Source organism: Natronococcus sp. A-GB7 (genome assembly GCF_029688865.1).
In the GTDB taxonomy this organism is placed as follows: Archaea; Halobacteriota; Halobacteria; order Halobacteriales; family Natrialbaceae; genus Natronococcus.
This window is the reverse complement of the sequence record NZ_JARUKV010000001.1, coordinates 233,115-245,334: the sequence shown is the minus strand read 5'-3', so window position 1 is coordinate 245,334 and position 12,220 is coordinate 233,115. Positions and strand designations below refer to the sequence as shown.

Genomic DNA, 12,220 nt, shown 5'->3' with positions numbered 1-12,220 from the left:
CCGCACCGCAGGTCGACCCGCGGCGGCCGAGTTGACGGAGGATTCGAGAAGGGTATGTACATCAAGGCGCTCGTCTTAGACAACTTCAAGAGCTTCGGACGCAAGACCAAAATTCCGTTCTACGAGGACTTTACCGTCGTCACCGGCCCGAACGGCTCCGGGAAGTCGAACATCATCGACGGCGTGCTGTTCGCGCTGGGGCTCGCCCGAACCCGCGGGATTCGCGCCGAGAAGCTGACCGACCTCATCTACAACCCCGGACACGAGGACGACGCCTCCTCGGGCGGACCCCGCGAGGCGACCGTCGAGGTGATCCTCGACAACTCGGATCGAACGCTCGAGCGGTCCCAGGTCGTCAACGCCGCCGGCAGCGACGACGTCGGCGACGTCGACGAGATCCGCATCCGTCGCCGCGTCAAGGAGACCGAGGACAACTACTACTCCTACTACTACCTCAACGACCGGTCGGTCAACCTCTCGGACATCCAGGACCTGCTGGCCCAGGCTGGCGTCACCCCGGAGGGGTACAACGTCGTCATGCAGGGCGACGTCACCGAGATCATCAACATGACGCCCCACGCCCGCCGGGAGATCATCGACGAAATCGCCGGCGTCGCGGAGTTCGACGCGAAAAAGGAAGACGCCTTCGCGGAGCTCGAAACCGTTCAGGAACGAATCGACGAGGCCGAACTCCGGATCGAGGAGAAGCGAACTCGACTCACACAGCTCGAGGACGAACGACGGGAGGCGCTTCGCTACCGACGGCTTCGCCGCGAGAAAGAGGAGTACGAGAGCTACAAGAAGGCCAGCGAACTCGAGGAGAAACGCGAGGAGCTCGGCGGGCTCGAGGCGAACGTCGACGAGCTCGAATCCGAACTCGAGGGACTCCGACGGACGTTGGACGAACGCCAGGGAACGGTCGTTCGCCTCCAGGAGGATCTCGAGGATCTGAACGCGGAGATCGAACGGAAAGGCGAGGACGAACAGCTCCGAATCAAGGGCGAGATCGAGGAGATCAAGGGCGACATCTCCCGGCTCGAGGACAAGATCGAGGCCAGCGAGGAACAGATCGAGGCCGCCGAGTCCGATCGACGGGAGGCGTTCGTCGGGATCGACCGCAAGCAGGAACAGGTCGACGAGCTCGACGACGACATCCGCGAGCACAAACTCGAGAAGGCGTCGGTCAAAACCGAGATCGCCGAACGCGAGGCCGAACGCGACGAGCTCGAGGCCGAGATCGAGGCCGTCGACACCGAGTTCGACGAACTCAAGGCGGATCTCGCCGACCGTAAGGACGACCTCGAGGGAGCTAAGACGGAACGCAACGACCTCCAGCGCGAGCAGGACCGCCTGCTCGACGAGGCCCGGCGGCGCTCGAACGCCATCGAGGAGACGGAGGCGACGATCGAGGAGAAACGCGAGGAGCTTCCGGAACTCGAGGAGCGGGAGTCGGACCTCGAGCGCGAGCTCCAGAAGGCCGAGACGAACCGCGAGAACATCGCAGACGTCGTCGACGACCTGAAAGCCGAGAAGCGCCGAACCCAGTCGGAGCTCGACGAACTCGACGACGAGATCCAGGCCAAACAACAGGAGTACGCCGAACTCGAGGCGAAGGCCGGCGAGAGCGGCGACTCCTCTTTTGGCCGCGCCGTGACGACGATCCTGAACGCGGGGGTCGACGGCGTCCACGGCGCGGTCGCCCAGCTGGGATCGGTACCGGGCGAGTACGCCGTCGCCTGCGAGACCGCAGCCGGCGGTCGACTCGCGAACGTCGTCGTCGACGACGACGGCGTCGGCCAGCGGTGTATCGAACACCTGAAATCGCGCAACGCCGGGCGCGCGACCTTCCTCCCGATGACCGACATGCACGAGCGCCGACTCCCGTCGGCGCCGACCGATCCCGGTATCGTCGGCTTCGCGTACAATCTCGTCGAGTTCGACGAGCAGTACGCGGGGATCTTCTCGTACGTGCTCGGCGATACGCTGGTCGTCGAGGACCTCGAGACGGCCCGCTCGTACACGGGCGACTACCGGATGGTCACGCTCGACGGCGACCTCGTCGAAAAAAGCGGCGCGATGACCGGGGGCTCCCGGAAGGGCTCTCGGTACTCCTTTACCGGCGGAGGCGAGGGCCAGCTCGAGCGCGTCGCGAGCCGGATCACCGACCTGCAGGAAGAGCGCGAGGAACTGCGCGAGGAGCTCCGGAGCGTCGAGGAACGCCTCGACGACGCCCGCGACCGGAAGACCGACGCGGCCGACGAGGTCCGCTCTATCGAGAGCGGACTCGAGAGCATCGAGAGCGACCGCGAGACGGTACGGGCAGAGATCGACGACCTCGAGAGCGAACTCGAGGAGCTGCGCGAGGAGCGCGAGTCGGTCGACGAGCGGATGACCGAGATCTCCGACGAGATCGACGCGAAGACCGAGCGGATCGAGGAGATCGAGGCCGACATCGAGGAGCTCGAGTCCGAACTCGCGGACTCGAAGATCCCCGAACTCACCGCGGAGATCGAGGAGCTCGAGGCCGAGATCGACGAGCGCGAGGAGCGTATCGACGACCTCGACGGCAAACTCAACGAGCTCCGCCTGGAGAAGGAGTACACCGAGGACGCGATCGAGGAGCTCCACGACGACATCGAGGACGCCCAGAACCGAAAGGCGGATCACGAAGACCGGATCGACGACCACGAGGCGACGATCGAGGAGAAACGCGAGGAGCTCGAGGCGAAACACGAGGCCGTCGCGGCGCTCGAGGACGAGCTGACCGAGCTCAAGGACGACCGCAGCGAACTCAAGGAGGAGCTCGCCGACGCTCGAACGAAACGCGACCAGCAACAGGACCGGGTCAACGCCGTCGAGAGCAAACTCGAGGACAAACGGGGCCGGCTCGAGGACCTCGAGTGGGAGATCGAGAGCCTCGAGGCCGAGGTCGGCGACTACGATCCCGAGGACGTTCCCGACCACGAGACGGTTCTCGAGACGATCGAGCTCCTGGGAGCCGACATGGAGGCGATGGAGCCGGTCAACATGCTCGCGATCGACGAGTACGACGAGGTCCGGGAGGACCTCGCGGAGCTCGAGGAGGGGAAGGCGACGCTGGTCGAGGAGGCCGACGGCATCCGCGATCGGATCGAGCAGTACGAGACCCAGAAGAAGCGGACGTTCATGGATGCCTACGAGGCGATTGCCGGCCACTTCACCGACATCTTCGAACAGCTCTCTGAGGGGACCGGATCGCTGCACCTCGAGGACGAGGACGACCCCTTCGAGGGCGGGCTGACGATGAAGGCCCAGCCGGGCGACAAGCCGATCCAGCGTCTGGACGCGATGTCGGGCGGCGAGAAATCCCTGACCGCGCTGGCGTTTATCTTCGCGATCCAGCGGCACAACCCGGCGCCGTTCTACGCGCTCGACGAGATCGACGCCTTCCTCGACGCGGTCAACGCCGATCGGGTAGGCGAGATGGTCGACGAGCTCTCCGAGGACGCCCAGTTCGCGGTCGTCTCCCACCGCTCGGCGATGCTCGACCGCGCCGAGCGCGCGATCGGGGTGACGATGCAACGGGACAACGTGAGCGCGGTAACCGGTATCGATCTGGGCGACGGGGAGACGGCGGAGGTTCCGGCCGATGACTAGCGACTCCGACGACGAGATCCCGCTGAATATCGCCGGCCACGAGGAACGGGGTCGACCGAGCGACGAGGAGGCGGTGTTCGAGTTCGACGACGAGGAGGTCGGACCGGTCGACGAGGACGACGGCGAGGACGAAGACGAGGTCGAGCCCGTCGAACTGCTCGTCCAGCTCGCCGAGAACGGGGAGATCGACCCCTGGGACATCGACATCGTCGAGGTAACCGATCGGTTCCTCGAGGCGTTAGACGACGCCGATCTGCGGACCTCGGGTCGGGCGCTGTTCTACGCGAGCGTCCTGTTGCGGATGAAAAGCGACGAGCTGTTCGGCCCGGACGAGCCCGAGGAGGAGGAGCTGCCCCCGTGGGAGGCGCCGTTCGCCGACGACGGACCGATTCAGGAGGGCGGCGACGCGCCCGCGTTCGACCCCGTCGAGGGGCTCGAGGCGGAGATGGAACGCCGCCTCGAGCGCAAACAGGCCCGCGGGAAACCCGAGACGCTCGACGAACTGGTTCGCGATCTCAGGGACGCCGAGCGGGACACCTGGTGGAAAGAATCCCGGAGCTACGACACGAGCGACTCGCCTCGGGGGTACGACCGCGGCGTCCAGGAGCTGAGCTACCACGCGGAGGACCAGTTTCGGGTCGACGACGAGCCGACCAGCGATGACGTCACGCACACGACCCACGAGGAGGACATCGAACGGGTGATCGACGACGTCGCGGCCGAACTCGAGAGCCGGTACGACCGGGGCCGCGAGGAGGTCCTGTACGCCGAAATCGACGAGGTCGGTGGCTCGCGCGTGATGACGTATCTCGCCGTGCTCTTTCTGTCACACAGGGGAACGATCACGCTCGAGCAGGACGAGCTGTTCGGTGATCTCTGGCTCCAGCGGACCGACGCCGACACCGATCGGGCCGAGCCGGTAGCGAACTAACGATCGTTGCAAAACCGGAGCGGGTTCGGTCGGGCGAACCCGCACTCGAACCACTACAGACGAGAGAGAGACGTTACTGTGCGGTGAGACTGTTCGCCGACTCCACGAACTGCGAGAGGTTCGTGACGAGCGTGATCAGCGCGAACAGCGCCGTGATGATCGCCGCGAGGGCGACGCCGGGGATCGAGAGGAGGCCGACCGCGGAGGCGAACAGCAGGCTCGCGCTCGCGGCGACCGCGGTGACGTAGTACTCTCGAACCGCACGGTTGCTCGCGAGATGGGAGTCGAGCTCCGCGGTTCCCTTCTCGGTCGCTTCGATGTAGGGCGCGAAGATCTCGAGGTTGTCGGTCGGTTTGACGATCCCGCGGGGCTGGTTGTACTCGACGACGCCTTCCTCGTCGAGCTTTGGCAGGTGCGACTGATACAGCGGAATGTACACGCGCTGTCGCTCGGTCGAGGACAGCTCCGCGACGGTCGTATCGTTCTCGCGGGCGGCGACGTACTCGGCGACGTCGCGCATCTTGACGGGACCCTCCTCCTCGAGGAGGTAGCGGATGGTGTCCCGCCGGCGGTTGGTCTGGAGCAGGTGGAAGATATCGTCACTGGAGAGGGTCGGCGTCTCGTCGGACACCGCCTCTTCCTCGTCGTCCGATGAGTGGGCTGAGTGGTCAGTTTCGAGGGTCATGCTCTTCACTCGAACAGTGGTGGCCGTACATACATAAAACTTTCCGTGACAATCTCAACTTCTGAAGATATACCTAAACATAGGATACTAATGAAGAATTAATCGCTGAGAAAGTGCACAACTGTTGCACTTCGGGATCGACGGTGTGTCGTCGACCGCCTCCTCGAGCATATCGGCGGGCTCAGTTCGTCTCGTACTTACGGAAAGGGGTGAGAGTGGCATAGGGGTTGCTCCAACGATATTTGGTATGGTACTCGCTCGCAGGATTCGGATAGTATCACCATAACGGCCGATCCCACCCTGCTGTCGGGATTCCTGTCGAACATGGGACTCAGTATCCGATCGATACGTCACCTCTACGCGGTCGATAACGGACCGATTGCCCGAATAGAAACGGTTCCACGAAACGAACGAACCGCGGTAGTCGACGTTTCAGCGCCGGCAGACGTCTGTTACTGGAGGTACTCGCCGGCCAGCAGGTCGATCCGTTCGCGGGTCTCCTCGGGAATCGCGTCGGTCGGGGTGTTGATCGTTCCCTCCAGGGCGTTCCAGGCCTCGCTCTCGAAGTCCTCGGGCATCGTCCGGATCGCGTGCTCGATGACGGCGTTGATCGACTCCTGGTTCGCCTCCGCGTTCGCGAGCACTTCCTCGAGGCTGACCTCGCTGTCGTCCTTCCAGACGTCGTAGTCGGTGACGCCCGCGACAGTCGCGTAGCTCAGTTCGGCTTCGCGGGCCAGTTTCGCTTCCGGGATCGTCGTCATCCCGACGATATCCCACCCCTGCTCGCGGTAGAACTCGCTTTCGGCTTTCGTCGAGTACTGCGGTCCCTCGATACAGACGTAGGTTCCGTCCTCCGAGACGTCGGCGTCGGTCGCTTCACGGGCGGACTCCGCGAGGTGTGCGGTCATCTCCGGACAGTACGGCTCGGCGAAACTCATGTGGACGACCATCCCGTCGCCGAAGAACGTCGGCGTCCGGTGTTTGGTCCGATCGTAGATCTGATCCGGCACGACGAGCGTCCGGGGCGGTAGCTCCTCGCGGAGGCTGCCGACGGCGTTCGTCGAGATCACCCGATCGACACCGACCGACTTCAGCGCGTAGATGTTCGCCCGGTAGCTCGCCTGCGTCGGCGTGTGCTGGTGGTCCCCGCCGTGGCGCGGGAGAAAAGCGACCTCTCGACCGCCGAGTTCGCCGAGCGTTACGTCCTCGCTCGGTTCGCCGTACGGCGTCGAAACCGACTTCGTCGAAACGTTCTCGAGTGGCAGTGCCTCGTAGATACCGCTGCCGCCGATGACACCGATGGTCATACGGTCACCTCGCGCGGGCGAGGACGTAAACGGTGTGGGTTCGGACCGACTACTCAAGCAGCCGCCACTCGCCGTGGTCGGCCATCTCGACGACCTCCCGTCGATCCATCTCCCGGAGAACTTCCTGAAGACGGTCTGGCTGGGCGATCTCCATCTCCATGCGCTCGATCCCGTGGTACTCCGAGAGGAAGTGGCGGATCTCCTCGCTGGTGAACTGCTCCCGGTCGGCCCGCTCCATCGCCCCCGAGATCAGATCGACCATATCCTCGATGAAGTTCCACGGGTAGACGACCCAGGTCCACTCCTCGAGTCGTTCCCCGATGTAGTCGGGTTCGTACTCGCTGGTCTGGAGCAACTGGAGGGTCGCGGTGCGGACCTCGCCGGCGTTGCGCTCGTCGACGTACTCGTGGGCGCGCTCGATCGAGCCGCCCGTGTCGGCGATGTCGTCGATGATGAGGACGTCCTTCCCCTCGACGCTCCCCTCCGGCATGGGGTAGCGAACGGTCGGCTCGCCGCTTTTTTCGGCCGTCCCGACGTAGTGTTCCATCTTCAGGCTCGTCAGATCGTCCATCCCGAGGAAGTCACAGATACAGCGACCCGCGAACCAGCCGCCGCGAGCGAGCGCGACGATGACGTCGGGCTCGAAGTCGTCTCGACGGACCTCGTCGCTGACGTCGCGACAGAGGCTGTAGATGTAGTCCCAGTTCGTTATCGTACAGTCGAAATCGTCCGGTAAGTCGGACATCTGGTGGCCACCTATCCGAAGGAATTCGCCCTGTCCTCATAAGTGGGGCTGAAACGGGCGTCCCAGAATGCGAGAGACAGCCACACATCTAAGATAGTTCAGTACGAATGTGTTGTAGATTCAAATTATGCCTACAACACAGGATTTCGAGTACCTGCTCGAGTGCAAGAACGTGATCGGCGTCGATTACGACGAGAGCGAAAACGAGGTTCGGGTGTTCGTCTCACAGAAGGAGCCACCCAGCTCCCTCGAGGACAAGGACGACGTCGAGAAACGGATCCACGAGGTCGGCGACGCGGACATCACCGTCGACGTCGTCGACGCCGGCTACGGCGAGGAACGGCAGGGGTTCGATCCGCTAGCGACGCTCGAGGTGGTTCCCGAGGCCGCGGCGGGACGAAACGACCGCCACCGTCCGATTCCGGCCGGCGTCAGCGAGAGCAACGCAGAGCTGACGGCCGGCACCGGCGGTCCCTATCCCGCACGAGTGGCAGACGACGCCGACAGCGACGCCGTCTGGAGTGACGCCGCCGAGCCGGGCGATCTCGTTCGGCTGTCCAACAACCACGTCTACGCGCGCTCGAACGAGGCAGACCCTGGCGAACCGATTCGCCAGCCCGCACCTCGCGACGACGGCGGTCCCGACGACGCAGTCGGCGACCTCGTCGGCTACGTTCCGATCGCGGACGGGGTCCGCGTCGACGTCGCCGCCAGATCCGTCGATCGGGAGCGGGAGTCCGATCGGTACTACGAACTCGACCCGGAGTGGCCGACCGGTGTTCGCCGCGACGGCTACGGGCAACTCCGCGGGGAGACGGTGACGAAAACCGGACGGACGACCGGCGTCACCAGCGCGACGGTCGAGGCGACGAGCGCGAGCGTCGACGTCGAGTTCGGTCCGGAACAGGGAACCGTCACCCTGCGTGACCAGCTGATCACGGGCTACATGTCCGAGGGCGGGGACAGTGGGTCGCCGGTCTTTCTCGAGGACGGCCAGCTCGTCGGCCTCCTCTTTGCCGGTTCGGCCCAGCAGACGATCTGCAACCGGATCGGGAACGTCGAGCGAGAACTGGGTGTCGAGATCCTGCTCGAGGAGCCGGACGACGGCAACGGTGGCGGGGACGACGACGAGGACGATCGGGACGTTTCGGTCTACACGACCTCGTTCGAGACCGACCTCGAGGTCGATCTCGAGGGCGCGACCCTCGAGCTCGAGTCGGTGACGTTCGACGACCGACTCCTCCCGGGAACGACCGTTCCGGCGACGGTCGTCGTCGAGGCGAGCGAGCCGGGCGCGTACTGGCTCGAGGTCGACGGCGAGCGACGGACGCTCGAGGTTGAACCCGACGACCGCGATCGGTCGGTCGAAGTCGAGGTGCAGATTCCGGACAGGGCCGACGGATCGGTAACTCTCTCCGTCCGCGGCGGTCCCGTCGAGTGATCGCGCTCGCGCGCTGACGCATCCGCGGGCGCGACCGATCGCCCGCCGACGCTGCGATGGTTTGATGCCGAGCCCGTTCGATCCCGACGTATGAAGACGATTCGGGTCCTGCAGGTCGACGCGTTCACCGACGAGGCGCTGACGGGCAATCCAGCCGGCATCGTCCCCGACGCCGACGGGCTCACCGACGAGCAGATGCAGGCGATCGCCCGTGAGCTGGCGCTGAGCGAGACCGCCTTCCTCCGCTCGAGCGACGACGCCGACCGTCGGATTCGGTACTTCACCCCCACGCAGGAGGTCGACCTCTGCGGCCACGCGACGATCGGGAGCTACGCCCACCTCCACGATGAGGGCCTCGAGCCGGGGACGACGACCCTCGAGACGAACGTCGGCGTCCTCGAGACCGAGCTCGAGGCCGACGGAACGGTCTGGATGGCCCAGAGCGATCCCCGAATCCGGGAGGTCGAGGTCGGCTACGACCGCGTCGCCGACGCGCTGGGCGTCGAAACCGGCGCGCTCGAGGGCGCCAGCGACGACATCCCGCTGGCGGTCGCCTCGACGGGACTTTCGTTCCTGATCGTCCCGATTACGTATCTCTCGGATCTCGGTGCGGCCGATCCCGATACGGCCGCGATCGAGGAGCTTACCGACGAACTCGAGGCGACCGGAATCTACCTCTTCTCGTTCGACACCCTCGAGCGCGAGTCGACGCTGCACGGGCGGATGTTCGCCCCCGGCGCCGGCGTTCCGGAGGATCCAGTCACCGGGACTGCAAGCGGCGCCGTCGGCGCGTACCTCGACCGGTTCGGCGCGTTCGACGACGACTTTCCCGAGGAGCTTCGCCTCGAGCAGGGCCACTACGTTGACCGCCCCGGAACGGTCCTCGTTCGGGTCGGCGACCGCGTTCGGGTCGGGGGCCGCGGCGTGACGGCGCTCGACGGTTCCCTCGTCGTTCCCGACGACGACGGCGACGAAATAATCGAGGGCTGACAGATCAAAATTGCCGCGGCTACGACAAACTCATTCGGTCACGAGTTCTAAATCATGTGTGCCGTTCGCAACCTTCTTTAGCCGGTCCGGTGACCTTCCAGCTACAGATGGCTGTACTCTGGTTGGACGAGATCAGCGCCGGTGACCTCGAGAGAGTCGGCGGCAAGGGAGCTTCTCTGGGCGAGCTCACGGGCGCTGGACTTCCCGTCCCACCTGGCTTCGTCGTAACTGCGGACACCTACCGATCGTTCATCGAGAACGCGAACATCGACGAGGAACTGTTCGAGGTCGTCGACGTCGACGTCGACGACTCGAGCGCGCTCGCGGGGGCGGCCGAGCGCGCCCAGGAACTCATCCTCGAGACGCCGTTCCCCGAGGACGTTCGCGAGGAGATCCTCGAGGCCTACCGACGGGTCGGCGATTCGGGCGAGGAGGCGTTCGTCGCCGTCCGCTCCTCCGCGACCGCCGAGGACCTTCCGGACGCCTCCTTCGCCGGCCAGCAGGAGACCTACCTCAACATCACCGAGGACGACCTGCTCGACCGCGTCCGGAGCTGCTGGGCCTCTCTTTTCACTCAGCGGGCGATCTACTATCGACAGGAGAAGGGGTTCGACCACTCCGCGGTGAACATCGCCGTCGTCGTCCAGCAGATGGTCGAGGCCGAGAAATCCGGCGTCATGTTCACGAGTCACCCCTCGACCGGCGATCCCACGATGATCATCGAGGCCGCGTGGGGACTTGGCGAGGCCGTCGTCTCGGGGGCCGTCTCCCCGGACAACTACATCGTTCCGCGGGATGGCGGTGACACCGACGTTACCATCGCCGAAAAGAAGGTGATGCACACCAAGGACGAGGAAACCGGCGAAACCCACGAGATCGAGGTTCCGGAGGACAAACGCACCGCCCGCGTCCTCTCGTCGGAGGAGATCGACCGACTCGTCGAGCTCGGCGAGCACGTCGAGGACCACTACGACACCCCTCAGGACGTCGAGTGGGCGATCCTCGACGGCGAGGTCTTCATGCTCCAGTCGCGACCGATCACGACGATCGACGAGGGCGACGCCGACGCGACGAGCGCCACCGACGCCGGCGACATCACGGCGGGGCTCACCGATGGGAGCGGGACGCAGACCCAGCCCGCCGACAGCTCCGAGAGCGCGACCGGAGCCGGGACGGGCGACGTGGTGGTCGACGGCCTGGGCTCGAGTCCGGGTCGGGTCAGCGGCGCCGCTCGGATCGTCACCAAGCTCGACGAACTCGACAAAGTCGGCGAGGGCGACATCATCGTCACCGAGATGACGATGCCCGACATGGTACCCGCGATGAAACGCGCCGCAGGGATCATCACCGACGAGGGCGGAATGACCAGCCACGCGGCCATCGTCTCCCGCGAACTCGGCGTGCCCGCGATCGTCGGCACGACCAACGCCACGACCGTCCTCGAGGACGGCCAGGTCGTCACGCTCGACGGCGACAAGGGCTCGGTCCTCGAGGGTGACGTCGTCTCGCCCGAGGAGGAGGCCGAACCCGTCGAGGAGGTACGCCCGCAGTCGCCGGTCAAGCCGATGACCGCGACCGAGGTCAAGGTCAACGTCTCCATTCCGGAGGCTGCAGAGCGGGCCGCCGCGACCGGTGCCGACGGGGTCGGGCTGCTTCGCACGGAGCACATGATCCTCTCGCTGAACCAGACGCCAGCGAAGTTCATCGAAGAGAACGGTGAGGACGCCTACATCAAGGAGCTCGTACAGGGCGTTCGCGGCGTCGCCGACGAGTTCTACCCCCGACCCGTCCGCGTCCGGACCCTGGACGCGCCGACCGACGAGTTCCGCCAGCTCGAGGGCGGCGAGGACGAACCCCACGAGCACAATCCGATGCTGGGCTATCGAGGGATCCGCCGTTCACTCGATCGACCCGACGTCTTCGCCCACGAGCTCGAGGCGTTCCGCCGGCTGTACGAGATGGGCTACGACAACGTCGAGATCATGTTCCCGCTGGTCAACGACGCCGAGGACGTCTACCGGACCAAGCAGCTCATGACCGAGGCGGGGATCGACCCCGAGAAGCGAACCTGGGGCGTGATGATCGAGACGCCGGCCTCGGCGCTGGCCGTCGAGGGAATGGCCGACGCCGGGATCGACTTCGCCTCCTTCGGGACGAACGACCTCACACAGTACACGCTCGCGGTCGATCGCAACAACGAGCACGTCGCCGACCGCTTCGACGAGCTCCACCCCTCCGTACTCCGCTTGATCGCCGACGTCATCGAGACCTGTCGCGAACACGACGTCGACACGAGCATCTGCGGCCAGGCCGGCTCGAAACCCGAGATGGTCCAGTTCCTCGTCAACGAGGGGATCCACTCGATCTCGGCGAACATCGACGCCGTCCGTGACGTCCAACACGAAGTCAAGCGCGTCGAGCAGAAGCTGTTGCTCGACTCGGTGCGCTGATCGAGGACAGTCGTTCGGTTCGCGATTTCGTGTCG

8 protein-coding genes are annotated in these 12,220 nt (G+C 65.2%); 5 read left to right on the top strand and 3 right to left on the bottom strand.

The window, feature by feature from the left end; all coding sequences use genetic code 11:
• Positions 1-54 precede the first annotated feature (54 nt).
• Entirely contained in the window at positions 55-3,636 is a 3,582-nt protein-coding gene (gene smc / locus QA609_RS01255; protein ID WP_278300761.1) for a chromosome segregation protein SMC, read from the top strand.
• Complete coding sequence (locus tag QA609_RS01250; RefSeq protein ID WP_278300760.1) at positions 3,629-4,567, top strand: ScpA family protein; 939 nt, start codon at positions 3,629-3,631, stop codon at positions 4,565-4,567. The genes smc and QA609_RS01250 overlap by 8 nt, the downstream gene beginning before the upstream one ends.
• A gap of 73 nt (positions 4,568-4,640) precedes the next feature.
• On the opposite strand, the gene QA609_RS01245 is transcribed toward QA609_RS01250, so the two are convergent.
• The 3 genes from QA609_RS01245 to QA609_RS01235 form a co-directional block, all read right to left on the bottom strand.
• The gene (locus tag QA609_RS01245; RefSeq protein ID WP_278300758.1) at positions 4,641-5,252 is read right to left on the bottom strand and encodes a hypothetical protein; all 612 of its coding nucleotides are present in this window, start codon (positions 5,250-5,252) and stop codon (positions 4,641-4,643) included.
• Positions 5,253-5,704: 452 nt separating this feature from the next.
• Entirely contained in the window at positions 5,705-6,559 is an 855-nt protein-coding gene (gene mtnP, locus QA609_RS01240; protein ID WP_278300757.1) for an S-methyl-5'-thioadenosine phosphorylase, read from the bottom strand.
• Positions 6,560-6,608: 49 nt separating this feature from the next.
• Positions 6,609-7,304 (bottom strand): phosphoribosyltransferase, encoded by a 696-nt coding sequence (locus QA609_RS01235; RefSeq protein WP_005553691.1) that lies wholly within the window; start codon positions 7,302-7,304, stop codon positions 6,609-6,611.
• A gap of 127 nt (positions 7,305-7,431) precedes the next feature.
• Here QA609_RS01235 and QA609_RS01230 point away from each other — a divergent pair, with 127 nt between their 5' ends.
• From QA609_RS01230 to ppsA, 3 genes are all read left to right on the top strand, one after another.
• Positions 7,432-8,745 (top strand): hypothetical protein, encoded by a 1,314-nt coding sequence (locus QA609_RS01230; protein WP_278300756.1) that lies wholly within the window; start codon positions 7,432-7,434, stop codon positions 8,743-8,745.
• A gap of 90 nt (positions 8,746-8,835) precedes the next feature.
• Positions 8,836-9,735, top strand: a complete 900-nt coding sequence (locus tag QA609_RS01225) for a PhzF family phenazine biosynthesis protein (RefSeq protein WP_278300755.1) — start codon at positions 8,836-8,838, stop codon at positions 9,733-9,735.
• A 107-nt stretch (positions 9,736-9,842) separates the two neighbouring features.
• Positions 9,843-12,185, top strand: coding sequence for a phosphoenolpyruvate synthase (ppsA, locus tag QA609_RS01220; protein WP_278300754.1), 2,343 nt, complete (start codon positions 9,843-9,845; stop codon positions 12,183-12,185).
• The last annotated feature ends 35 nt before the right edge of the window (positions 12,186-12,220 follow it).